The organism is Blastopirellula marina (genome assembly GCF_002967765.1).
GTDB lineage: Bacteria > Planctomycetota > Planctomycetia > Pirellulales > Pirellulaceae > Bremerella > Bremerella marina_A.
This window is the reverse complement of the sequence record NZ_PUHY01000010.1, coordinates 750871-776474: the sequence shown is the minus strand read 5'-3', so window position 1 is coordinate 776474 and position 25604 is coordinate 750871. Positions and strand designations below refer to the sequence as shown.

The 25604-nt window shown below is 53.4% G+C and carries 21 protein-coding genes; 8 read left to right on the top strand and 13 right to left on the bottom strand.

The window, feature by feature from the left end:
• Positions 1-5 precede the first annotated feature (5 nt).
• Both C5Y83_RS14300 and C5Y83_RS14295 read right to left on the bottom strand, forming a co-directional pair.
• The gene (locus C5Y83_RS14300; protein WP_105330404.1) at positions 6-704 is read right to left on the bottom strand and encodes a class I SAM-dependent methyltransferase; all 699 of its coding nucleotides are present in this window, start codon (positions 702-704) and stop codon (positions 6-8) included.
• A gap of 122 nt (positions 705-826) precedes the next feature.
• Positions 827-2437, bottom strand: a complete 1611-nt coding sequence (locus C5Y83_RS14295; protein WP_105330403.1) for an FMN-binding glutamate synthase family protein — start codon at positions 2435-2437, stop codon at positions 827-829.
• 183 nt (positions 2438-2620) lie between these two features.
• Here C5Y83_RS14295 and C5Y83_RS14290 point away from each other — a divergent pair, with 183 nt between their 5' ends.
• Positions 2621-3214, top strand: a complete 594-nt coding sequence (locus C5Y83_RS14290; protein WP_146117780.1) for a hypothetical protein — start codon at positions 2621-2623, stop codon at positions 3212-3214.
• Between the two features lie 52 nt (positions 3215-3266).
• Here C5Y83_RS14290 and pyk read toward each other — a convergent pair whose 3' ends face one another.
• Positions 3267-4727, bottom strand: a complete 1461-nt coding sequence (gene pyk / locus C5Y83_RS14285) for a pyruvate kinase (RefSeq protein WP_105330401.1) — start codon at positions 4725-4727, stop codon at positions 3267-3269.
• A 484-nt stretch (positions 4728-5211) separates the two neighbouring features.
• On the opposite strand from pyk, the gene C5Y83_RS14280 reads away from it, so the two are divergent.
• From C5Y83_RS14280 to C5Y83_RS14260, 5 genes are all read left to right on the top strand, one after another.
• On the top strand, positions 5212-6630 hold the full coding sequence (locus C5Y83_RS14280) for a Gfo/Idh/MocA family protein (protein ID WP_233207228.1): 1419 nt from the start codon (positions 5212-5214) through the stop codon (positions 6628-6630).
• Positions 6631-6734: 104 nt separating this feature from the next.
• Positions 6735-7544 carry an SDR family NAD(P)-dependent oxidoreductase gene (locus tag C5Y83_RS14275; RefSeq protein WP_105330399.1) on the top strand — a complete coding sequence of 270 codons (810 nt, stop codon included), beginning with the start codon at positions 6735-6737 and terminating at the stop codon, positions 7542-7544.
• A 133-nt stretch (positions 7545-7677) separates the two neighbouring features.
• Positions 7678-9090, top strand: coding sequence for a sulfatase (locus tag C5Y83_RS14270; protein WP_105330398.1), 1413 nt, complete (start codon positions 7678-7680; stop codon positions 9088-9090).
• 58 nt (positions 9091-9148) lie between these two features.
• Positions 9149-10459, top strand: coding sequence for a xylose isomerase (gene xylA / locus C5Y83_RS14265; protein ID WP_105330397.1), 1311 nt, complete (start codon positions 9149-9151; stop codon positions 10457-10459).
• A gap of 129 nt (positions 10460-10588) precedes the next feature.
• Entirely contained in the window at positions 10589-12097 is a 1509-nt protein-coding gene (locus C5Y83_RS14260) for an ATP-binding protein (RefSeq protein ID WP_158262363.1), read from the top strand.
• Here C5Y83_RS14260 and C5Y83_RS14255 read toward each other — a convergent pair.
• The 4 genes from C5Y83_RS14255 to C5Y83_RS14240 all read right to left on the bottom strand — a co-directional run bounded on the left by C5Y83_RS14255 (position 12094) and on the right by C5Y83_RS14240 (position 16202).
• The gene (locus C5Y83_RS14255) at positions 12094-14280 is read right to left on the bottom strand and encodes a chemotaxis protein CheA (protein ID WP_105330395.1); all 2187 of its coding nucleotides are present in this window, start codon (positions 14278-14280) and stop codon (positions 12094-12096) included. The two genes, C5Y83_RS14260 and C5Y83_RS14255, sit on opposite strands and share 4 nt — an antisense overlap.
• Positions 14281-14317: 37 nt before the next feature.
• Positions 14318-14791 carry a response regulator gene (locus tag C5Y83_RS14250; RefSeq protein WP_105330394.1) on the bottom strand — a complete coding sequence of 158 codons (474 nt, stop codon included), beginning with the start codon at positions 14789-14791 and terminating at the stop codon, positions 14318-14320.
• Between the two features lie 145 nt (positions 14792-14936).
• Entirely contained in the window at positions 14937-15557 is a 621-nt protein-coding gene (locus C5Y83_RS14245; protein ID WP_105330393.1) for an HAD family hydrolase, read from the bottom strand.
• Between the two features lie 12 nt (positions 15558-15569).
• On the bottom strand, positions 15570-16202 hold the full coding sequence (locus C5Y83_RS14240) for a DUF1080 domain-containing protein (RefSeq protein ID WP_233207227.1): 633 nt from the start codon (positions 16200-16202) through the stop codon (positions 15570-15572).
• A 232-nt stretch (positions 16203-16434) separates the two neighbouring features.
• Here C5Y83_RS14240 and ilvD point away from each other — a divergent pair, with 232 nt between their 5' ends.
• Positions 16435-18114, top strand: coding sequence for a dihydroxy-acid dehydratase (ilvD, locus tag C5Y83_RS14235; protein ID WP_233207226.1), 1680 nt, complete (start codon positions 16435-16437; stop codon positions 18112-18114).
• A 48-nt stretch (positions 18115-18162) separates the two neighbouring features.
• On the opposite strand, the gene C5Y83_RS14230 is transcribed toward ilvD, so the two are convergent.
• From C5Y83_RS14230 to C5Y83_RS14205, 6 genes are all read right to left on the bottom strand, one after another.
• Positions 18163-20514, bottom strand: a complete 2352-nt coding sequence (locus C5Y83_RS14230) for an alpha/beta hydrolase-fold protein (protein WP_114304680.1) — start codon at positions 20512-20514, stop codon at positions 18163-18165.
• 352 nt (positions 20515-20866) lie between these two features.
• Entirely contained in the window at positions 20867-21793 is a 927-nt protein-coding gene (locus C5Y83_RS14225; RefSeq protein WP_105330391.1) for a DUF1559 domain-containing protein, read from the bottom strand.
• 75 nt (positions 21794-21868) lie between these two features.
• The gene (locus C5Y83_RS14220) at positions 21869-22309 is read right to left on the bottom strand and encodes a hypothetical protein (RefSeq protein WP_105330390.1); all 441 of its coding nucleotides are present in this window, start codon (positions 22307-22309) and stop codon (positions 21869-21871) included.
• A gap of 598 nt (positions 22310-22907) precedes the next feature.
• Positions 22908-23543 carry an HAD family hydrolase gene (locus C5Y83_RS14215; RefSeq protein WP_105330389.1) on the bottom strand — a complete coding sequence of 212 codons (636 nt, stop codon included), beginning with the start codon at positions 23541-23543 and terminating at the stop codon, positions 22908-22910.
• Positions 23544-23652: 109 nt separating this feature from the next.
• Positions 23653-24246: a hypothetical protein gene (locus C5Y83_RS14210; protein WP_105330388.1), complete on the bottom strand. Its 594-nt coding sequence runs from the start codon at positions 24244-24246 to the stop codon at positions 23653-23655.
• A 373-nt stretch (positions 24247-24619) separates the two neighbouring features.
• Positions 24620-24820, bottom strand: a complete 201-nt coding sequence (locus C5Y83_RS14205) for a YjfB family protein (protein WP_105330387.1) — start codon at positions 24818-24820, stop codon at positions 24620-24622.
• Positions 24821-25102: 282 nt separating this feature from the next.
• Here C5Y83_RS14205 and C5Y83_RS14200 point away from each other — a divergent pair, with 282 nt between their 5' ends.
• Positions 25103-25603 (top strand): hypothetical protein, encoded by a 501-nt coding sequence (locus tag C5Y83_RS14200; RefSeq protein ID WP_105330386.1) that lies wholly within the window; start codon positions 25103-25105, stop codon positions 25601-25603.
• Position 25604 lies beyond the last annotated feature (1 nt).

Sequence of the window (25604 nt, the reverse complement as noted above, 5' to 3'; positions counted from 1 at the left end):
CATGGCTAAGAGCGTACCGCATGCCAAGCGTGGATTAGGCCGGCCTGGTAAAAACAGGTCGGCTGATGGAAGCCTGCGGCGGCAATCGTTGTCGCGACTTCTGCTGGGGGAAGAACTGCCACATCATTCTTATAAGTGTCGCGCATCTTGTGCGTTGCTTCCTCTGGAATTCTTGCGGACTGAAGCGTACGCATCCAGATCTGTAGCAGACGCTCGTAGTCGACGGCATCCGTATCCGATGCCAAGTCGGAACTGACCAAGATACCGCCGGGGCGAAGTCGTTGGGCGATCTGGCGAAAGTAGTCGGTTCGGATATCGCGATCTAATAAGAACTGAGATACCAACAGCGAAGTAGCCGCGTCGAATGGTTCGGTGTTGAGATAGCTTTCCAGATACCCGACATGGAATTCACAACGATCTAAGACTCCGGCTTCTTGTGCCTTCGATTGGCAAACCTGCAACATATGGGACGACGGCTCGACGGCGACAAAGCGAAAGTCGGGAAACTGCTGCGCCAGGTAAAGCATCTCCGCCCCGGTACCTGCTCCGACAGAAAGGATTCGGGCTTGTTTCGGCAGATCGAGAAAGATTCCGCGGATTAGCAGGTGAATCGCATCTCGGAGCGCCGCCATCTCGGCCCACTGCTTGTCATAGCCGGTAGCACAAGCATGGTTGAATACGGCTTCGGGGTCGATCTGGGGCATGAAAATTCGTGGCTGTCTGGGTAAAAATGCTCGTCGTAGGGAACGAAACATTTTAGGTACAGCGTGTCGTTAGGTTTGTGCGGTGCGGTGCAAACCAAAGCGATAAAGGGTAAGAGAGCGACCTAGTTCAAAGATGCGTAGTCTTGATTGACCGGATCGGTCTTGATGGTTCTTGCCAACAGCAAGTCAGCACGCTGCTTCGGAGGTGTTTGCATGATCGCTTGAATCATGTCGCGATCGGCTTGCGAGGGAAGCCCCCAGTCGGCCCGTTGGTCGTAGATCTCCGTCGCTGGCTGAGATGGTTTGCCTGCGTTGAGCAATTCGAAGTGATCTAGGTTCACTAAAGCAGGATGCCAGACACCGCACGAATGACTTAGGTAGGTTAGGTCCTTTCGCAGTGTCACGATGTAATTCGCGGCGCGCACCCCTTTGGAGGTTGGATCAAGCCCTCGCTGTAGCCAAGCGTTTTGCGTGGCGACGCCGGCCGGGCAATGACCCGTGTGGCAGCGTTGGGCTTGAATGCAACCGATGGAAAGCATCGCTTCACGGGCGACGCTCACCATGTCGCACCCTAACGCAAGGGCGAAGAGTGTGCTTTCGGGAAAGCCGAGTCGACCTGAACCGTTGAAGATCACGTGCTCGTGCAGACCTTGTTCATAGAACTCTTTGTAGACGCGAGTAAAGCCAATCTTGAACGGTAACGCCACATGATCGGCGAAGACCAGCGGAGCTGCACCGGTCCCCCCTTCTCCACCATCGATTGTGATGAAGTCGACACCACGATTGGTCGTGGCCATCTGCGTGGCGAGTTCTTTCCAGAAACGGGTTTCCCCCACAGCCGACTTAATACCAACCGGCAAACCGGTCGCGTCGGCAATTCGTTCCACGAAGTCGAGCATTTCGTCGACGTTGCTGAACTCGCGATGCTTGCCTGGGCTGGCACAATCCTTACCTAGTGGAATGCCACGAATCGCCGCAATCTCCGGTGTGATCTTACTTGCTGGAAGCAAACCGCCGACGCCTGGCTTAGCACCTTGGCTGAGCTTCACTTCGAGCGCCTTGATGGGATAAGCGGCGCAAACGTCTTTCAGCTTTTCGAGATCGAAGCGTCCATTCGCATCGCGGCAACCAAAGTAGGCTGTACCGATCTGCATCATCAGATTGCCACCGGCAAGGTGATGCGGGCTAACGCCCCCTTCCCCTGTATTCTGCAGGCAGCCGGCCAGGGCGGCCCCGCGATTTAGTGCTTCGACCGCCGGACCACTGAGCGAACCGAAGCTCATGCCGGAGATGTTAACCACGCTGTTAGGACGAAACGCGTGGCGGCGATTGCGATGCGCACCCATCACCTTGGCACACGGTAGGTGATAGTCTGCATCGTACAGCGGATCGGTTGGCAAAGCCGAATCGACTGGAAACGCCGAATGCTTGACGATCAGGTGATTGGCCGTCGACTCCAGGTCGTTGTCGGTGCCAAAGCCAAAGTAGTTGTTCTCTCGCTTGGAGGAAGCATACACCCACCGGCGTTGGTCTCGGCTGAATGGGCGTTCTTCATTATCGCTGGTAACGATGTACTGCCGCAGTTCCGGTCCGATCGCTTCCAACCAATAACGGAAGTGACCGATGACCGGGAAGTTACGTAAGATCGCGTGACGCTTTTGAGTCAGGTCGTAGGTGACCATGCCAATCAAGATGACTGCCAGCGTTCCCAGTCCAATCCACAGTAGCGTCATCTTGGTGTTCCCTGAATCTTGGCTTCGTCGGTGTTAATGGCAGTTAGATGTATTTTAGGTCTATGTCAGTAGGGCGGATGGTGACATTGCGCCGAATTTTGCGGGTATCCGACCGATTCGTCAATACGTGCGACGAGATCAAGTTGCCATTATGGAGCCTCTGCTTCTATTTGGCGAGTTGTTGTGATCTCGCTACGATTAGCAGGTATTCGTATCGATTCTCTCTGTATGGGGCAGAATATGACCGACGACGGCTCGAACGTGACCGATACCTTACCCCGTTATTCGCTGTGGGCGTTGGCGATCGTGATGGCCGTGTGCGGATTAGTGTTCGGCATCCTGCGACTCTTAGGCCCCTTGGCTGCATGTTGGACGGTGTTAATGCTATTGGTCATCGGCGTCCATTTGTTGGCCTCGTACGTAGGGCACCGGATGGATCGAGATCGAAAGAAGAAAAGACACGATTGGCCATCCGTAGGAGGCTCGCTTCCAATTGCGCCAGTGGAAACTCACGAAAGAAAGAATCCGAATCTGGCGGAACGGACAGGACTGTCGGTTTGGCAGGTCTACAGCACGGCGCAGGCAACCGTTATGGGAGGTGCCTTAGGCGTCGTTAGTGGGCGTTGGATTCCGCCCCAAGAGTTTAACTGGGCCGTGCTGATCGTCTGTGTGATCAGCGGGGCGGCGCTATGCGGAATCTGGTGCTTTGTGATAGGCAACCTGACCGAGCACGTCGTCCGAAGCTGGATCGCCGCCCATCGTGGTGAAGTCTCGTGAGGCCGGAACGAGAAGGTTCGGTTCCGGCTGAGTTCGATGGCAGCTCTATTAACTATTCATGCGGCTTCTCAACGCGGTGAATCACCACGATGTATTCAGCCGACTGCATAATCCCGCCACCGGTGACGAACACAACGCGATCACCTTCTTCCAGGTAACCGTTGCCGAGGCCCCATTGATCGATAAAGCGGCGAAGCTGGATGCCGTTATGGACCGGAGCATTCGAGATTGGCGTCACGCCCCAATAGAGACACATACGCCGCAACGCCGCGTCCGAGTCCGACACACTGATCGTTGGGATCGCGTCACGCAACTTGGCTTTCGTCAGAGCCGTACCGCCGGTTCGCGTTGCCGTGACCAACAGTTTGGCATCGAGATGTTCGGCGGTAATCGAAGCACCAGAAACCACCGCTTGGGTAACCGGGTGCACTTGGGCGACGCGGTTGTCGATGCGGCTCGACTTACCACGTTGCTCTAACCACATCTTTTCCGTGGCCAGCATGATGCGATTCATCATCTTCACCACGGCAACCGGATGCACGCCCACGGCCGTTTCGCCAGAAAGCATGCAAGCATCAGCACCATCTAAAATGGCGTTTGCCACGTCGGTCGCTTCCGCCCGGGTTGGACGGTTGGAGGTGGTCATGCTATCGAGCATCTGGGTCGCAACGATCACTGGGCGGCCGATACGCGAACAGGTCGAGACAATCAACTTCTGAGAAGCAGCCACCTCGGCAACGTCGATTTCGACACCCAAGTCACCACGAGCGACCATCACGCCGTTCGATTCTCGGACGATTTCGTCCAGGTTATCCAATGCTTCGCGTTTCTCGATCTTAGCGATGATAAACGCCCGCGACTCGTGCTGCATCAGCAGATCACGCAACTGGCGAATGTCGTCTGGCGAGCGAACAAAGCTGAGACTAACGTAGTCGAGGTCGTTTTCCGCGGCCCACTTCACATGTTCGATATCTTGTTCAGTCAGCGCTGGTACGCTGAGCTTCGTGCCTGGCAGGTTAATACCTTGGCGGCTACGGATTGGTCCGGCTTGCACGACTTTGCAAATCGCCGAGTCGGCAGTCTTCTCGAGCACACTCATCATGACGGTACCGTCGGCCAACATGACGTCGTTGCCAACTTCCAGTTCGTCGATCAGGGGCTTGTAGTTACAAGTCAGTTGATTCGGTTCCGAGGTTTCTTCCCCGCGGACGAACGTGAAGATTTCGTCTTCGTGGCATTGGACGATTTCTTCCTGCAGGATGCCGAGACGAATCTTAGGTCCCGAAAGGTCGGCCAGAGCAGCGATCGGTCGATCGACTTTTGCACTGATCTCGCGGATATTCTTCACTACCTCAGAGTGATCTTTCAGATCACCGTGAGCCAGGTTCACGCGAAAGACGTCGACCCCAGCGAGGATCAATTCCTCGAGCATTTCGGGGGTGCGGCAAGCAGGTCCCACGGTGGCGACGATCTTCGTACGGGCACGGTTCGGGTAGATTCGAGCGGCAGACATATTTCGCAGCCAGGGGTAAAAACAACTCGGAAAACGAAAACAACACGCATAAATCTAGCCCATCCCTCGGGTCATGACGATGGGGTTTTGAGAAACCTTAACCATTCAGAATTCTCGATCTGCGTGATTTATTCCCACTTTCCCCTTTTTTCCAGACAGGTGATAGCCCGAGTAATTCGCTATCAAAGGACAAGCAATTCACGTAGTCCCTTGTTTACGGCGAGATATCCGACTCAAGCGAATCGTTGCGTTGTTTTGAGTTGATTTTCTGTAAACCGTTCTGTTTTTTCGAGTTTGCTGGTATCGGCTTGCCACAAAGGATATTATAAAGTCCTCGTTCCCGTTAACCCTTCTCTAAGTCCAGTCTGTGTTCCCTTGAATGACCCTGGGGAATGGTGGGAATGATGTTACGAACAATCGCTTTCTGCGATTCTTGCCAGTTATTCCGCCGCCGCAACCAACTAATCTTGTAGGGAGTCTCGCCTTGAGTCATCGAAAATCGGATCGACGCCAGTTTTTGAAAAATTCTGCCGCGACAGTCGCGGCCGCCGCTTCAACTCCTTACATATTCAGCGGTCAAAACGCGTTGGCCGCGGACGAACAAAAGGCAAAAGAGTCGAACGATCGCCCCATTGTTGGCTGTATCGGTACCGGAAGCCGCTGGAATGCGGTCGGCCCGAACGCGATGCGACTGGGTGATGTCGTCGCGGTTTGCGATGTCGATGCGAATCACGCCGCGGGCGCGAAGAAGAAGGTCACTGACATTCAATCGAAGAAAGGTGTCGATCGCCAAGTCGACGTTTACGAGGACTATCAGAAGATCCTCGACCGGAAGGACATTGAGATTGTCACCATCGTGACGACCGATCATTGGCACTCTAAGATCGCGATCGAAGCAATGAAAGCCGGCAAAGACGTTTACTGCGAAAAGCCGCTCACATTGACGATCGACGAAGGGAAGAAGATCTGCCAGGTCGCCAAGGAAACGGGACGCGTCTTCCAGGTCGGTACCCAGCAGCGAAGCGAAATGGGATTGCGTTTCCTGCAAGCGGTTGCCTTGGTACGTGACGGCCGCATTGGTGAGGTCGAGAATATTGCCGTCGCCATCGGTGGTGCGCCAGCTTGCAAATCGATTCCAGTCGTTGATGTTCCCAAGGGGCTGAACTGGGAAAAGTGGCTCGGACAAGCGCCGCTGGTCGATTATCGCTGGGGTAAAAGTGGGAACACGGTGAATACCCGCTGTCACTACGAATTCCGCTGGTGGTACGAATACTCAGGCGGCAAGCTGACCGACTGGGGCGCTCACCATGTCGATATCGCGCAGTGGGCGATCGGCCAGAGTGAAGATGGAATGGGCCCGACGTCGATCGAGCCGCTTTACGCGGAACATCCAGTCGACTTCAAAGATGGGATGCCAGTCCAAGACGACCGCTACAACACGGCGACCAAGTTCCATGTCAAAGCAACCTTCGGGGATGGCGTAGTCATGGACATTAAGAATTCGCACCAAGATGAACTTGGCTTCGACAACGGCATCATGTTCATGGGAACGGAAGGCCGATTCCTGGTAAACCGTGGCAAAATTGTTGGTGCCCCGGTCGATGCATTGAAGGACAATCCCCTGCCTGAGGATGCCATCGCTAAGATATACGGAGGCAGCATGCCAGCCAACGGCAATGCCCACATGACCAACTTCTTCGAATGTGTGAAGACGCGGAAGCAGCCGATTTCGGACGTGTTCACCCATCATCGAGCCTTGACGACCTGCCATTTGTCGAACATCGCAATCCGTTTGAATCGGTCGCTCAAATGGGACCCAAAGACCGAGCAGATTCTGGGCGACGATCAGGCCAACGCCATGCAGTCGCGCAATGCTCGCAAAGGGTATGAGGTCACCGTATAATACCAACTCCCATCATGCACCCTTCCCCCCTGGTTCGCTTTTCGCGGATCAGGGGTTTTTGTTGGACAACAGGATATGCCTCGTAGAGAAGTAGAACGACAACGGTGACGTACTGGCGGGATAAAGTGGCGGTGGTGACCGGGGCTTCGCAAGGCTTTGGTCGGACACTCGCCGAACAGTTAGTTGAACGTGGTTGTCACGTTGTGATGGCGGCGCGTGACGAAACAAAGCTGCAAGCAGCAGCCCAGCAGATCGACCCAAGTGGAACGAAGTCGACCATCGTTCCCACGGACGTGACCAGCGATGACTCGGTCATCAACTTGTTCAAGCACATTCAGGACAAACATGGCAAGCTGGATGCCTTGTTTAACATTGCCGGGGCGAGTGCTCGGGGACTATTGTGCGAGACGTCAATTGATGATTTTCTCATCTCGTTCGATCTGAACGTGCTATCGTCGATTCGCTGTGTTCAGGCTGCGGTCGAGATGTTGAAGGCCTCTCAAGGTCACGTCGTGAACATGGGGTCGCTCGCATCCAAGAGTGCCTCGAAATATATCGGTCCCTACGCAACGTCTAAGTTTGCTTTGGCTGGGATGAACCATCAATTACGCCTGGAATTGGCCGAGTCGGGCGTGCACGTCCTGTTAGTTTGCCCCGGTCCGATTGCTCGAGGCGATTCCGGACAGCGTTACGAGACCCAAACCACCGGACTTCCCGAGGCTGCCCGTAGTCCTGGAGCGGGCGTCAAAGTCAAGGCGATCGACCCGAAAGACCTCGCCCGACGGGTCCTTACAGGTTGTGAAAAACATCAAACCGAGATCGTTATTCCAGGCAAGGCGCGCCTCCTTTTTTCGATTGCTCAGTTGTCGGGAGCCTGGGGAGACTGGCTTTTAAAGCGATTCACGTCTTCGTAACTGCTTACGGTCCTAACGGAAAATTTCTCAGATTTGTGTAACGCCTCGTTGGTTGAATGATGCCAGTCGAGGCCTTATGATGACCTTCACACCTGCCTTTTCGCGCTTGTCGCTCTTCCGGAGATTTCATTTCATGCCAAAACTCCGCTCCTGCCTCCCTGCCCTCACGTTTTTGCTGGTCGTTATCGGTTCGTTTGGACTTCGGCCGGCTATTGCTAAAGAGACCGCTAAGAAATCGCCGCCGAACTTCGTCGTAATCTTCTGCGATGACCTTGGATACGGAGATCTGGGTTGCTTTGGGAATCCAACGATTCGGACGAAATACCTCGACCAAATGGCCGGCGAGGGAATGAAGTTCACGCAGTTCTATGTTGGTGCCCCGGTTTGTACGCCCAGTAGGGCTGCGTTGATGACAGGTCGGTTGCCCTGTCGAAACGGAATGTGCAGTAACAAGCGACGGGTGCTGTTTCCTAATTCCAAGGGAGGAATCCCGGCGGAAGAGATCACTCTGGCAGAAGCACTGCAAGATGGAGGGTACGCCACGGCCTGTATCGGCAAGTGGCACCTTGGGCATCACAAACAGTTTCTGCCGACGAGCAACGGTTTCGACTACTACTTTGGAATTCCTTATTCCAATGATATGGATCGAGCCCCATCCGCGCTGAAGGGACGTGAGGCATTCTGGAACCCAAAGAGTGAATACTTCAACGTTCCCTTGATGCGGGACGAAGAGATAATCGAACGTCCAGCCGATCAAACGACGATCACGCGACGTTACACCGAAGAGACGGTCAAGTTCATCGATGAACATCAGGATGAACCTTTCTTCGTCTACCTCGCCCACTCGATGCCCCACGTTCCGTTGTTTCGTTCGCCGGAATTTGAAGGCGTGAGCCGACGCGGTTACTTCGGCGATGTGATCGAAGAAATCGATTGGAGCGTTGGTCAAGTGCTGCAAAAGCTGCGCGACACGGGGCTGGATGAAAACACGCTTGTTGTCTTCTGTAGCGACAATGGTCCTTGGCTTCCTTACGGCGACCATGGTGGTTCGGCCGGTCCACTTCGCGGTGGGAAGGGAAGCACCTGGGACGGTGGCATGCGAGAGCCAACAATTTTTTGGTGGCCAGAGACCATTCCAGCGTCGTCCGTTGCCGCGGATATTGGCAGCACGATGGATTTGATGGCGACCTTCCATTCCCTGGCCGGTCTGAAGATGCCAACCGATCGAACGTTTGACAGCCACGATCTCACGCCGGTTTTCAAACAATCAGGTAAGAGTAGCCGCGAAACGTTCTTCTTCTACCGGGGCTACGACCTAATGGCGGTCCGCTATGGACCTTGGAAGATGCATCTCAAGACGCAATCAGGCTATGGTCAACCGAAGCCTGAAATCCACGAGCCACCCGTGCTTTACAACCTAGATCACGATCCAGGTGAGTCGCGTGATGTCGCGAAAGATAACCCAAAAATCATCGAACAAATTCAGGCAGAGATCAAACGACACCAGAGTGAAATGGTGTTCGCCGATTCCCAATTAGAACTCTAGGCGAAGCCTAGGCACCCATCTTCAACGCAAACCCATCACACCCCTTTTGGAAAGAGCCATGACCGCGTTCCCCAATGTTGGCAAAATTGAATACGAAGGCCCTGAGTCGCGTAATCCGCTCGCGTTTCGTTGGTACAACCCAGACGAAGTCGTCGAAGGAAAGACCATGAAGGAGCACTTCCGCTTCAGCGTGGTTTATTGGCACACCTTCCGGGGAACTGGCTCCGATCCGTTTGGTCCTGGCACGGCTGTTCGTCCTTGGGACGATGGGACCGATTCGCTCGATAATGCCATTAAACGTGTGAAGGTTGCCTTCGAATTCATCGAGAAGTTGGGCGCTCCTTACTACGCATTTCATGATCGTGACGTCGCACCAGAAGGCGCGAACTTGACCGAGACCTACAAGAACTTCGACGCCGTCGCTGCGGCTCTGCAAGAAGAGCAAGAACGCACCGGCATCAAGCTATTGTGGGGCACGGCCAACATGTTCAGCCACCCACGCTTCATGCATGGTGCTGCAACTAGCTGTAATGCGGATGCATTCGCTTACGCGGCATGCAGCGTGAAGAAGGCGTTGGAAATCACCAAGCAACTTGGTGGTGAAAACTATGTGTTCTGGGGTGGTCGCGAAGGTTACCAGAACCTATTGAATACCGACATGAAACGAGAGCTGGACCACTTGGCGAAGTTCTTCCACATGGCGGTCGACTACGCTAAGGAAATCGGTTTCGACGGTCAGTTCCTCATCGAACCTAAACCGAAAGAGCCGACCAAGCATCAGTACGATTTCGACACGGCCAACTGCTTGGCATTCTTGAAGTCGTACGACTTGGATAAGCATTTCAAGATGAACTTGGAAACCAACCATGCCACGCTGGCTGGGCATACCATGCAGCACGAGCTGGAATACGCCGGTCAAAGTGGCATGCTGGGTTCGATCGATGCCAACACCGGCGACCTGCTATTGGGATGGGATACCGACCAATTCCCAACCAATTACTACCTGACCACCGAGTGCATGCTTTCGATCTTGAAGTATGGTGGTCTGGGAACTGGGGGCGTCAACTTCGACGCGAAGGTCCGTCGCGAAAGCTTCGATCCAATCGACTTGTTCTATGCTCACGTTGGCGGGATGGATGCATTTGCCAAGGGACTGAAAGTTGCCGCCGCGATTCGTGCGGACGGTAAGCTTCAGCAGTTCGTCAAAGATCGCTACAAGAGCTGGGATGAAGGCGTCGGTGCCGATATTGAATCGGGCAAGCACAACTTCAAAACGCTCGAAGCTTACATGCTCGAAAAAGGGGAAGTCAGCCCCAACGAGAGTGGTCGCCAGGAACTGTTGGAGCACATCTTCAACATGTACCTGTAAGCGGATCGCCCTGGTTTTCCCCTCGTCAGATGGGAATGAACAGCTAGAATGGGTTGCTGGATGTTTCGATTCCAGCAACCCATTTTTTGTTGGACATCTCTTCTCCTTGCGTTGGAAGGCAGCGTTATCTTGGATCCCGACCAGAGAGACTCTTGCTATCGTGGCGAAACGGCGGAGACGCTGGCCTGGCGAGTTGCCGAACTCGAACAGGAGAACGCCCAGCTGAAGAAAGAAAATGCCTTCTTTCGATCCATCCTAGAATCGGTTCCCGTATTTGTATTTGTCGTGAACCGAGATTGCCAGGTCGAGTACCTCAATCACTTCCCTAAGGAGCATTATCCAGAAAAAGAGCGGATGTACGTCCGTGAGTTCGTTTCGCCAGAGGAAGGCGAGGTCTTGGAAGCGGCCATCACGAGGACCTTCGAAGAGCAACGCCAGCAGATTGCATGCATCCGCGGCAAGAGAACGGAACGCATCCTGCAAATCTGGTATTCACCTTTTCATCCGACACCAGATGTCGATTTGGTCGTGGGGGTGTCAGTTGATGTCACCGACGATCATGCCAAGATCGCCGAAATCGCCAAGAGCAAAGATGAGCTGGTCGAGGAACTAGCCGAAAGTGATCGCAGAATCGAAATTATGGTCGAGAACACGCCGGTTCCGGTGGTGATCTCCGATTTGGAAACAGGCGAAGTCCTTTATGGTAACCACGCCTTAGCCGAGTATTTTGCGATCCCGTATGAAACCTTACGCGAGCAGAAGACAGGCGACTTCTATCTCGATCCGATGCAGCGGCAATCGCTGCTCGACCGTATCAAGAATAACCAACCAATCCGCGGTGCGACCGTTAGGCTTAAGGATGGACAAGGCAACGTTCGCCATTCGGCTGTCTACGTCGATCAAATTCGGTTTGCCCAACGCCCAGCTCTGTGGGCATGCTTTCTCGATATCAGCGCCCATAAGCGGCGCGAAGAAGGAATCTTGCGCGATCGTATGGCGCTCCGGCGTATGCTCGATACGCACGAACGTGATCGTCGTTTAATTGCGTACGAAATTCATGATGGGGTAGTGCAGGACATGACCGGTGCCTTGATGTTCTTACAAACCGGTTCCAGTATCATTCCATCCGAGATTGATGGACAGAAAGAAGTGCAGCGCGGGACCCAGTTGCTGTCCAATGCCATTGGTGAGATTCGTCGCTTGCTGAACGGTTTGCGACCACTCAGTCTCGAAGAAGGTGGCGTTGTCGCGGCGATCGACGATTTGGTAACCCGCATGATCGAAGACGACTTCACGATCGAGTTTCGTCACCATCTCGAGTTCACGCGGTTGGCCCCTTCATTAGAAATGGCCATCTATCGAACGGTGCAAGAGGCAGTGAACAACGCGCGACGACATAGCCAATCCAATTCCGCGAGCATTGCGATTCTGCAAGATGAAAAGACGATCCAAATTACCGTTAGCGATGAAGGATGTGGCTTCGATCCCAGCAAGGTCGATCCAAGACGCTGTGGTCTTTCCGGCATTTACGAGCGAGCGAATTTACTGGGCGGTGAAGCTCAGATCTTAAGCTCCCCTGGGCAAGGCACCTTGGTTAAGGTCAACTTGCCGCTAGGTGACTACGCTGAAGTCGATTAGTAATCGAGCATTGACTTAACGATTTCGGGCACGCTGACAACCAACGCCAGACGACCACCGCCCATCTGAGCCACGCCGCCGATGCGGCGGCAATTCTCCAGCACATTTTGCATGTCGTTAACCACGACCTTGCGTTTGCCAATGACGCGATCGACGAGAAGACAGGCAGCTCCCTTTTTGTTCGCGACAAGCACCGCCGGATGTCGCTTCTTCTCTTGGTAGCTGGTTCCAGTGGCGAGTTCCATTTGCTCGGCCAGCGACAGAACCGAAACTGTTTGGCCACGAATGACCGTCATCGGCATGCCATGGCACGTCTTGATTTCGTCGATGTCGACCTCCAGAACTTCGCGAATGTTCTCGAAGGGAAGGACAAACTGTTCTTTTTCGGCTCCCACTAAAAGGCCATCGATCACGAGCACTGCCTGGCGAATGGGGATCTCAACGGTAAAAGTCGTTCCTTCGTTAACGACCGAGGCGACTTGCACATCGCCATCATGATCGCGAATTGTCGTACGGACCACGTCCATACCGACACCGCGACCTGAGACGTCTGTGATCTGATCGGCGGTCGAGAAGCCGGGATGGAAGATCAAGTCGATCACTTCCGCATCCGACATCGCATGAATCTGATCGGCCGGCAGAACTTGTTTGTCGAGGGCTTTCTGGCGAATGCGTGATGGATCGATACCTCGCCCATCGTCGCGAATCGTGAGGACGACATGAGTACGAGTCGTTTCGGCTTTGATCCATAAGTTGCCAGACTCGTTTACGCCGCGAGCGAGGCGGTCTTCTGGCTTTTCAATCGCGTGGTCGGCCACATTACGAATCATGTGCGTTAATGGCGAGTCGAGGTCTTCGATCAACGATTTGTCGACTTCAACGTCGTCCCCTTCAATGTGCACATCGATCTTCTTGCTCAAGTCGTTCGCCAGCTTGCGAGCCATGGGTGGGAACTTCGACAACAGCGAACCGATTGGAACTTTACGCAGCGAGACGACACTCTTCTGAAGTTCGTTCGCTTGCGTCGAGAAGGTGACATTTATTTGGCGTAGTTCTTCGACCAAATCAGCGATCGATTCTGCATCGGACATCCGACTTTGTACATCCTTGAGTCGTTCACAGGTAATGAACAAGCCAGAGACGTCGTCAAGGAATCGATCGAGATGGTTTTCATTCACGCGAATTGAGCGAGAACGTTTGGCTTGCGGTAGAGCGGCTTCTGGAGCAGATGTTTCCTTGGCGGCCTCTGCCTTCTGAGTTGGAGCTTCTTTGGCCGTTGGTGCGGCTTCGATCACGTGGAAGCGATCGAGCACGATGGCAACTTGATCCCAGATGACCGAAATCAGACCTTTGTCGACACCGATCGGGCTTTCGTACAAAGTTTTGAAATCTTTGATCGCCGATTCGATCTTTTTGTGGTCTCCTTCGCTACCTTTCACTCGGCACATCATTGACAGATCGGACAAGCGATCCAGCACTGTGCACGAATGGCTATCTTCCCATTTGCCCGAGGAGGGCCATTGGAACGCGCTAGCCACGATGTGAACAAACTGCGAGACATCTTCACCGTCGATTGTGAATGTCTGTTTGAGGATCTCTTCAGGAGTTGAGAGACTATCAGGCGAATTGCCCGCTTCGGCTTCCTCTTCCGAGTTGCAGCGGACGAGCTGGGCAATTTTCTCAGACCATCGCAGGGACTCGGGAAAACCAGCCGCACTCATCTCTTCGGCTAGTTCCCTCAATTCTTCCAAGAGGCGATCCTCTTCGGAGAAGCCACTGGAAGATTCGGCAGCAAGCTCACCGATTCGTTCCAGAAGTTGGATCTCATCGTCAGTCAGTTCGTCCTGATGTGTGCCAGCTTCGACCTGCTGTAATAAGGAGTTGAGCTTGTCAAATGCCTCGATCAGGACGCGATTGAGTTCTTCATTCAGGGTGAGCTTTTGATTGCGGATATCATCCAGTGTGTTCTCGACGGCATGCGCAAACTTTTTAATCGCCGAAAGACCGAAGAACCCAGCGTTCCCTTTGATAGAGTGAACGGTTCGAAACACACCATTGATCGAATCCGCGTTGGCTGGATTCTGGAGGAAAGCTGTGATTTGGTCGGCCAGACCATGAATCGAGTGGATCGACTCGTCGATAAAGGCCAACAATAGCTCGTCAGTATGATCGGTGGTGCTCATGATGATTCCGTCTTTGAAGCATTCACTTCCAGAGTTTTTAGAACTGGGACAGGGCCGTTTCGGCGCCACCGAGTTCTGATTGGCGGCGGTTCTTCAACTCGTATAAGCAGTGCCACCAGCGATCGGCTTTAACAAACGTCGCGTCCAACGCTTCCAACAGCGGTGTAAAATCTGGCATCGGCTTGAAGAAGCATGCCTCGGCTCCGCCCCGTAGCGATTCAAGGACGGTCATTTGCGATACCAACCCGGTAAGCATGATGACCTGGATACCACCGTCGTAGGACTTGATCTCCTGCAAGAGCTCCAGCCCGTTCACGCGTGGCATATCAATATCAAGAATGCAAACTCGGCAATGCGAGTTGAGCAAGTACTTCAGTGCATGCTCAGGCCGAGAAATGGATTCGACGCTGTAACCTTCATTCGACAAGCGATGCTTGGAAAGCTTCAAGAAGTTCTCGTCGTCATCGACGTGCAAAACCAATCGCTGCGAATCAGATGTATTTGATGACATGGATCTGCCCCAATTAGAAATCCCATCACATAAGGAACCTGGGGAAGATTAGGTCGGAATCGAAGCACTGCAAGCGATCTACCCGTGAAAGATAGAACCATCGGGTGGCAGGTCGCGCAATAACCACCACGTCTGGCCGGAATTGCTAGAGAGAAATTCCGCGTGAAGCCAAATCAAGCCTTAGTTGAGCCGGCGATTCGAACAAGACGGCGTCATAACCGGCACAAGCCGCGCCTTCGACATTCTCTTTGCGGTCGTCCACAAAGAAGATGTTTTCCGGGGCAAACCCGCATAATTGCGCCGCTTTTTGGTAAATCTCCTGGTCCGGCTTCATGTGCCCCAGACGAAAGCTCAGGGCATGAACTGGGAATAGCTCAACCAGGAAAGGAAACGGCTTGTCTAGGCAATATTCCCAGTGACAATCACACGTGTTCGACAAGATCCCCATCTGGTGCCCCGCAGCGTGAAGTTGGTGGGCAATCTCAATCGAATCGCTAATCGGATGAAAGATGCTAGAGGCGGCGTGGACGATATCTTCGAGTTTAGCTTCCACCTCATAGCGATCACAGAGCCAGTCATGCAGATCGAGCGTCGTGATCTCGCCTCGCTCGTACTTCCATTGCTCGCCCGAATGGAAGACATCTTGCCGAATGATTTCAGGCGTCGTCCCCAAAATCGTTGCCAATTGACGGCAAGCAATATCATGATCGAAGTCGAGCAGGACTTTGCCCAAGTCGAAGTAAAAGAACTTGATATGAGAACTCATCGATACCGCGACTTATAGTTTCTTGAGGCGGATATTACGGTACCAGGCTTCGCACTTCGGACCAGAGTGAATCTGAAGACCAATGACACCCGACTGCGGGATGTTCTCGTTCTTCTCGTGATAATCGACTGTTTTCACATCCCCCACCCAAATCTGGATGTGCTTTCCTTGGGCACGAATCTTTAACGGGATAAAGTCTTTCCCTTCAAGTACTTTCTTAACCTTATCGGCGTTGCCTTCGGCTAGGAAGGTGCGACGACGTGATTCATCGTACAGAGAACCCCAGATTGGTTTCTCCCCAGCCCAGCCCATATCGCATTGATAACCGATCACCTCGTGGTGATCGGGAATCCGCTTGCTACGGAACTGGATCCCAGCGTTCTTCCCAGCGCCCACCAACTTTGCCTCGAGCGATAACTCGAAATCGGCAAACTCCTGCTCAGTGCACAGGAACTCGTTGCGAGGGATCTCTTGGTCTAATCGACCAGCCACGACCGACCCGTTTTCGATTCGAAACCAGTCCAGGTTGCCTTCCCAACCGGCGAATGAGTTTTCGTCGAACAAAAGGTCGTCGTTATCCGCCACTCCAATCGAAGGCATGGCGAAAGCAATCAAGCAAGCAGTCAACAGAAGGCAGGTTTTCATGTTGGCGGTGGGCTCCCTAGCAGGGCGCGCGGACTGATCTACGGGGTTGGTCGTTTTCCCTATTTTACCTCAAGCTTTCCTGTCAGATTAGGGCAGAATTGCCGCTAATTTGTCGGATATGACGGTTTTTCTCCAATCTTACCGATCCTGGCAGCAATTGAGATGTCTGGCTAGAATAACGGATTCTGATTTATTTTCGCCCGCCCCTAATCTGACTAGCAGGAATCGACGCGTGTCCCAGCCCCTGAACAAGTACAGTTCGCGTATCACCCAACCGAAAAGCCAAGGTGCATCCCAGGCCATGTTGTATGGAACTGGGATGTCCGACGAGGACATGCAAAAGGCTCAGGTAGGTATCTGCAGCGTCTGGTACGAGGGCAACCCATGCAACATGCACCTGAACAAACTGGGCGACGAGGTCAAAAAAGGTGTGGTTGCAGCCGACATGGTCGGGATGCGTTTCAACACCATTGGGGTTAGTGACGGGATCTCGATGGGAACCGACGGGATGAGCTTTTCGCTCCAGTCTCGCGATCTGATCGCTGACTCGATTGAAACGATCATGGGTGGGCAATGGTACGATGGCCTGGTGGCGATCCCTGGCTGCGATAAGAACATGCCAGGCTGTTTGATCGCGATGGGACGTTTGAACCGCCCTGCTTTGATGGTTTATGGTGGCACGATCAAGCCAGGCTTTCGTAACGGCGAGAAACTGGACGTCGTTTCGGCATTCCAGTGCTATGGCCAGTTCCTGGCCGGTGCGATCACCGAAGACGAACGAAAGGAAATCGTTCGTAAGTCGTGTCCTGGGGCTGGTGCTTGCGGTGGTATGTATACCGCCAACACGATGGCTTCCGCGATTGAAGCCTTGGGAATGTCCCTCCCCTTCTCCGGCAGCATCCCAGCGGAAGATCCAGGCAAGATCGAAGAGTGTCATCGAGCCGGTGCGGCAATTCGTAACCTTCTGGAAAAAGACATCAAGCCGCGCGACATCATGACGCGCGAGGCCTTCGAGAACGCGATGGTCGTCGTGATGGCACTCGGGGGTTCGACCAACGCTGTGCTGCACTTGATCGCGATGGCTCGTAGCGTTGACATCGACCTCACGTTGCAAGACTTCCAAGCCGTCAGTGATCGCGTTCCGATGCTCGCGGACTTCAAGCCGAGCGGTAAGTACGTGCAAGAAGATCTGCACAAGATCGGTGGCACGCCGGGCGTGATGAAGTACCTGCTGAAGGAAGGCCTGATGAACGGCGACTGCTTGACTGTCACAGGCAAGACCTTGGCCGAGAACTGTGCCGAAGTTGCTGATCTGACCGAAGGCCAAGACATCGTTCACTCGCTGTCGAACCCGATCAAGAAGACCGGCCACTTACAAATGCTATTCGGCACGTTGGCTCCCGAAGGTTCCGTCGCCAAGATCACCGGCAAGGAAGGTTTGCAGTTCAGTGGCCCAGCTAAGGTCTTCGATTCAGAAGAAGACATGCTACACGCTTTGGAAGACAAGAAGATTGTCAAAGGGGACGTGGTCGTCATCCGTTACGAAGGTCCCAAGGGGGGGCCGGGGATGCCAGAAATGCTGACGCCGACCTCGGCCATCATGGGTGCCGGTTTGGGGCCACACGTCGCCTTGCTGACGGACGGTCGCTTCTCGGGTGGTTCGCACGGTTTCATCGTGGGGCATGTGACCCCAGAAGCTCAAGTGGGTGGTCCGATCGCCTTGGCTCAAGATGGCGATATCATTACGATCGACGCTGACAAGCGGGTTATCAATTTGGAAGTGCCCGAGGAAGAAATGGCTCGCCGCAAAGCGGCTTGGACGGCACCGCCTTACAAGGTTACCCGCGGAACGCTCTATAAGTACATCAAGAATGTAAAGAGCGCATCGCAAGGCTGCGTCACCGACGAGTAGAATCGCGTGACGCGTTGATGTAATTAAGTGAGTGATCGGTGAAATCAACTACCGGTCACTCGTATCGACTTTCGCCCAGAATGGGTGTAAGCGGTCTCCACGGGTTCGGCCGTCTTCGAGCATGACTTCCGTCGACGGCTCGACGCCTGTGCCATAGTTGCGACTCTTATAATTGATCGAGATCCGTTCGTCGAAGTTCACCATGTCTGGCGTTAGGTAAACGTTCGCTTTGCCAGTTCCCGTATCGACCAGCACCCCGTTGGTATCGAGGATCTTGCTGCGAATCGTAACGGGGGCTTTCTTCGGTTCGGGATAGTTCGACGGAAGCACAAGGCTGCGTTCTGGGAAGTCGCTGACTTCCAACCAGAAGAAGAAGTTATCCCACGGTCGCATCGAAACGACTTCGAACTCTTTGGGAAAAAAGTTGCGTTTGTGCAGGTCCATCCAGGTGAAGATGTCCTGGACTTCGTCTTGGAAGTGTTCGTGACCGCGCCCTCGATACTCCACGATCATCGTATCGAAGCCGTTTTTGGTTAGGTAGCGATCAAAGTCACGTGCATTCATTTCTCGTTTATTGCCATCGAGTTCACCACACACGAAGTACAACGGCACATGACGGGCATTCTCCCAATACCGAGCGACGTATTTATCTGCCTTGGCGACGAGCGGGATCACACCAGCCCACAAATCGGGATGAGCCAAGCCGATATCCCAAGCGGCGTCACCACCCATCGAATGCCCGCTAAGGAATACGCGATCGGTATCAACTGAGAAGTGACGCAGGGCGTGACGCAAGCTGAACAAGACCGAAGCATGTTCGACCGCGGAGTAGTTGTATTCGTACTGATGTTCTTCCGCCCATAACGGAGCGATGACGATATACCCATGTCGCGCGGCCTGGCCCATACGGATCTTCGCCTTCTCGCTATGAGAACCCGCCCACCAGTCGATCTGCTGTTCGGCAGTCGTTCCGGCCCCGTGCAGCGTGACCACCGTGGGATACTTGCGATACGGATCGTACCCTTGTGGAAGTTGCACGTAATAAAAGAAGTCAGAGTGGCCGGGCACACCTGGGACACGCATCAAGTAGTATCCGGGGATCTCGGATGCCGTTTCCGGCTCGGCATCCCACAGAGGTGGTTTCATGTACTGCATGATCTTGGCAACGTAAGCTGGGGCACCACCTTCCATGCCCTTCAGCTTCTCTAAGATCCCACGTCGATCGACGTCGATCCGGTTCGTTATATACTCGCTAACCAAGTCGCGCGATTCGAACACGCTTAACGCAACCGCCATGTTTTCCGTCGCGTCGTTAGGTCCCAAGATCCAGCCGCTTAGCGCGAGCGCCAGCTTTTCTTCATTGGTCAGTTTGGGATCGTCCGACAGACGCATATAAGGTCCGAGGCGATCCATGTTGTTGATGTTCAACTCCTTTTCGATCTCATCAACGGCGGCATCCACTTGTGGCTTTTTCGTTGGATCGGTGAACTCCGCACGATGCTGCTTCAGCAGAGCAAACATCTTGTCGCGACGTTCGTAGGCCGTTTGATACTCGGTAAGCATCGAACTGACCTTCAGAAGCGTGCTACTGGCGACGTTGTCACTCGGAAACTTGTTCAGCATTCCGTAAGCCAGGTTATGTTGGCCAGTGTCTTTGCGAAGCTCAACTTCGTCGATCAGCGTATTGGCGCTTAACTGCCATAACTCATCGAGTTGTTTGCGGAACTGCTTGAGTTCAGGAAAGTCACCCAACAACGATTGCAGTTCGACTGCCGCGTCGCGATAACGCTTTGCTTGCAAATAGAGACGGACAATTTGCAGTCGCTGCGAGGAATCGGTCGGATCGATGCGGCGCATCAAGATGGCACTCAGCTTGTCACGTGGGATCGTGCTGGTCTTGATGCGCATGTCCCAGACGTATTTATGCTCGGCCATGAGTCCTTGCACACGGGTCCAATCTGGTGTGATCTCCGTGATTCCCTGGATCACATCGATCGGCCCTTGGGCGGTTTGCATTGAGTAAATACGACGGCCAAATTCGTCGAATGGTGTGATTCGAATGCCTTCGCCCACAGCGTGCACGTTGCGGCCAGAATCGGCAACTCGCTGATCAATCTTAATGCGTTCCACCGGCGTCGGGGCAGCTTCCTGAACGTCTTGCACCTGGGAGGTCGGCACGAAGGTACGCTTCAACTCGTTATCGATCAGCACGATCAGCTGCAGATCGACGGCCCCGGCAGTTGGCGTCTTCAGCGGGTCGTCGCTCATGCTGGCGATTTTGCCGACGGAACCTTCGAGTCGCATTCCGTTTTTCATTTCGACAATCGTGGCCGAAGCGGTGCCTGAGCAACAAAACCAGGCGACAGCTAGGACCAAGATCGAGTAAGTCAAACGCTTCATCAGATTGTGCCGTGGACGAGATTACGAGTTGGGATGAGGGGAGGAACCGAAAATCGGGTACGACCCTCAGCAATCTAGATTAGGTCATACGTCTGATGCCCCCAAGACCGGGACGGACGCATCCTCTTCCATTATCGAGGAAGCCGCCAACAGGGCAACAAAATCGTTACAGATAGACCAAATCGTAGCGGTTCGGACGACGATTTTGGGGAGATTGCCCTCGAAACCGGTGCCTGGAAGAGCATGCGTGGGCCCGATTGCCTGGCAAGAAAAGCAAAATGCCGATGCGATCTGGCGAGAGTACGGAACTTACTCTCCCCCAAAACGCATCGGCATTTGCGAAACTCAGCGATTAAAACTCCGATACCACCTCGCGACCCCGGGTGGTAGCCAAGTATCGCCAAACGTCCAAGCGGATGGTTTCCGCGATGAATCTCGACGAACCATCACATAATGTCACCTGAACACCACCTGGGTGGCGACTACGTGCCGCAAACATAGTTGGTGCAGAAGAAGTCGATACGTCACATGGCAAGTTTAGCTGCGGCAGACTATTGCAGTAGCTGGAAGAGTAGATGCGATCTGGTTCCGATGCGTTCGGTGGTAAATAGGCTGTGAAGCTTGAAGCATCCCCCCACCAAGTGAATCCACGCAGGTCACGGCTTTGACCTTGCAAGACTTCGGCAGCCAACAGGGTGTTCGATGTACCGTCGACGATGTCTTTGAAACCGTAGTACTCGTTTGAGCCACCACTAACGTACTCGAACGGAGCACCACCGAAGACCTCACCGTTTAGGTTGGCTTGTTGGGCATAGCCCGTGTTGCCATAGTTAGCAGCGTAATTGTGCGACGTGATCGCAAGCGGAGCTGTTCCAAGTGGTGCGTTGGGCGTATCACTTGGGCACGTGAATGCTTCCAGGCGTTGGCTGGTCACGTCCAGATTCTCGGTGCTGCCGTAGCGAGGAGCACTGCCATACTTGTCGTCTACATTGTAGTTTTCGTACAGGTTGTTCTGCTCGACGTAAGGCAGGATCGATACTTGCCATGTTCCCCAGCAACAGCCGTAGGTTCCAGCGGGAAAGCTGTTGTAGGTGTCATGGTAGTTGTGCATTGCCAGACCAATCTGCTTGTGATTGTTCGAGCATTGCATGCGGCGGGCCGCTTCACGAGCCTGTTGAACGGCAGGCAGCAGCAAAGCGATCAACACACCAATGATGGCGATGACCACCAATAATTCGACGAGGGTAAAACCGTGACGGACTTCCTTGGTTGATTTCAAAACGAAGCTCCTGAGTGAATTAGGGAAGATAGCGAGAGGAAGAGTACATGCATTTCAATGGACGCTAGGCGTTGCCTATGGGATGGAGAGAACGAAATGGTTCTCGCCGCCATCCTCGACCGTGATGGTTTCCTCGCTTTTGGCATTCCAACTCGGAGGAATACGGTCTGGGGCCAGCTTGCGCGAATCACCGGGCATTCCCTCGGGTAGTACTGGGGCAGCAGACTCGTCCGCACTATTAACACGAACGGTGTAAGTTCCAGGAGGAAGTCCTTGCTCTTTCGCGATGGAAAAATTACCTTCTGCGATCGTCGCGCCTGCGGGGCGACCCGTTTCCATATCAACCGGGGTAAATGAAATCGAGCCGGTGTCTAACGCAACGTTCTTCAAGAGAACTTCGCCTGTGACGGCCTGACGATTCAATGGATCGGAGGGCCCGAAACATCCGGTGAAGCTGGTTGTTACCAACCCCAGAACGAGCATTCTCCAGCCCGAACTTTGTTTGACAGATGGCATAGAGATTTCCAACCTTATGCATGAGAGAAGGGAGAACAGAAAAGTCGTTTGTGACGGCAGTATCACGTGGCATCAACCACGCTAAAACGCTTTCACAACTGGCAACGCAAGCAAGGTGCCAATTAGAAAAAAATAAAACTGAATCCGAGATTTTGTCTCGTGCTCAGTTTGGGGCACCTGCGACTAATCCGCTGCCGGATAACTACAAAGAAACGCCGCACGAATCGACTAATCTGCAACCATGGATGCCATCAATTGGGATACTTCGGTAGGCACATTCGGCGTTGCCTTGGCATTTGCGACAAGAAATGTTCCCTAGCTAATGTTGGTGATCACCTAGTGTCCAGCACCCCCTCTTCATTCCACGACAGCAAGAAGCTCAAGTGATGATAGATCGTGACATCAAATATTGCGCGAGATGGTAATGCGGCTCCATTTGAGAACGATGAAAGATTGTCGGAAATGGGATAAGCATCCCTCCGACTTCATCTGAAACAATTGCCTCAGGCTTGGGCAGTCGTGCCCAATTATGTGACGATGCATCCGTTGGAGCGAAGCGAGTGATCAAGAAATGCCCATCTCAGACAGGCAGTTGATTCTAGGGAAGCTCTGCCGAAACTTCCTGTAGCAGCGATGGCAATTGACGCATCTCGTGGAACTCGATCACCTCGGGCAAGTCGTGGGGAAATCGGTAACGCAGTACTCGCATCCCGGCACCCAAGGCTGCGGCGACACCCACGTCGCTATCCTCGACGACGATGCATCGCTCTGGGGGAACGCGCATAGCCTGGGCTGTATGAAGGTAAATTGAAGGGTCAGGCTTCCAGGCATTGATGTCGTAACAGCTGAAGACCTTGTCCCCGAAGTGATGGTCGATGTCACAGACTTCCAGGGCCAAGCGAATCTTGGCAGGTGGTGCACTCGACGCGACCGCTAAGGGTTGCGAAAGTTGCCCGAGCATTTCCACGACACCGGGCATCGGTTTGAGGTGAGTTCTCAAGCGTGCTGACGCATGGTCGCGATAAGTGTGCTCGAACCCCTCAGGGAGTTCGCGATTCAGCCGGCGTTCAACGTCGGCCAGGATATCTGCCATTTTCTGACCGCGATAGTCATCGATCAATGTTTCGATTGGAATATCTAAGTCAGGCAGCAATTCTACCAGGGCTTCGGTGCCGATCGTTTCGCTGTCGACCAATGTGCCATCCAAATCAAAGATCACGCACAGGTTCGACATAATGATTCCTAAACTCGCGAGAGAGGGCTTAGCGGACAGAAATTAGTGTCGGCGACAAGACGGGCCTTCCAAAAAGAACTCGTCCCAACGCAGCCCAGCAGTATACGGGCTACCAGACGCGACGAGGAGAGCAAGCCGAAAGACGTTTCGAAGCCAAGCGTGGATGAGCCGATGAAGTTCCAAGCTTCACGCGACCTTCCGATTGCGCGGATGCTGTTAGATCACCCAGTAGGAAGCACAACTGATCGCCCGCGGTAGTCGTAACGACATCCATCATCCCGTGCGGCGAGCGTACCAGGTGCTGCTTTTCGACATCGACACTAAAGTAGGCCAGCAAATCTTGGCGATCCGACAGGTAAGTTACCTGATACGGATCACTCGCCGAGCCGTCTCCGGTTTCTAGCAGCCCTTGGAGGAGCGATTCCGTGACGAATCGCTCGAGTTCAGCGTCGTCCGCACATCCTGTTTGTTGGGCGGCGATTGAAGCATAGAGATGGGCTGAAGGACTTGCGATCCAGCCAAACGGCATCAATTCGGTCTGCTCGAACATCTGTTCGTAACAACCACGTTGGCACAGATCAGCTAACTGGTCGACGAAGCTACCCGCCGCACAGAAGTCGACGTCTGCTTGAACTTCCTCTTGTAACTTGAGGAAGCCATCACGTGTTGGTGCTTCGAGAAATGCCTGGTAGTGATCGATCATTCAAAGCCTTCAGAACGTTTTCGCCAGGGAGCAAATTCGCGTGTTCGATTTCATTCGCAGCGATCTGCTTTTGCGATTAGCAACACACACCAGTGTGCCACTCTTCTTTAGACTAACGACGACGTTTTAAAAACGCAATAACTTACGCCTTGTTTGTCGCGTGATTTTGTGCAAGCGAAGTTCGTTGCATCAACAACCAACACGCGCACCTCATGCATAACGAACCATAGCTTCTCCGCGACAAGAGGCAACTGACTATTGCTTCGACGCAACCAAACAATTGATGAATTGGTGAATGCGAACAAGAAACAGAAACGCCGCGAGTCGGCGTTCAACTCGCGGCGAGGTTTGTTTTCAAATGATTCGTTTAGGACTAACCACTCGTGTTGATCAGATTGCCAGTGCCTGGCGATTTACTGATGCGAGCGGCCGATTCAATCAGCTGCACGGCAGCATCACCTTGTTGCTTTTGTGCGTCGAGTGTTTTCTTCGCGACGGCAATGTCGACTTGATTCTGCGTTTGCGACTGCTGAATCGCCGATCCCGCAGCAGCAATGCCTTCTACGCTTGTCATGTTCTGCTCCCAAGGGTCACTATCTGAGTCTTCACGACGCCAATCGCCTCATTCAATGTTAGCGCGCCGTATCCATTTATTCGGCAATTTACGGCGTGGAGCTTGGCGAAAAGCACCTAGGGGCAAACTTGTGCTCGTTTTTCCGTTTGAAAGGCCTAGAATTGCCGCAAATAAGTTGGTGGCAGTCCAAAATGAATACCGACTTCCTGGAAAAAATTCGCGTCGACTCCATTCGATTGTCTCATTCTGATCCACCTAATAGTAAACGTTACGGTAAACCCCATGAATGAACTGGAAGGTCAAGTTACCGTTCGGCTCAATCAGATCACCGGATTGCTGCACGTAGTTCATATCTTCCGAAGGCACACCGACTATTCCATTCGTGAAATCCGTACAGCGGCACTTCACCAAGGAACGTTGACGATGGGAACGTTGTATGGCTCAGATCACCAAGAGGTTGTGAACCGCATCGAAGAGGTCCTCGAACTGCTCGATCGAGTTCATGTGCAATACGATCTGATCATCGAAGGAAACATCGAATCGCGCAGGTATCTCAATAATATCGTCGTGCGGTGGAGTCAGATAAACGAAGAAATCGAAATGCAAACCGATCTGATGTCCAGTAAACCGGACATTTCCACACTCGAGAAGCTGAAAGAACGCGTTTCAAGTAACGTTTTTAAAGCCATGCTGAGGCAGATCATTGCGAGCGATGGCTACGACGTCGACGAGCAGACGTATGTTTGGGCAGCTCAGAGCTGGGGTGAGATCGACGGCTCGTAGT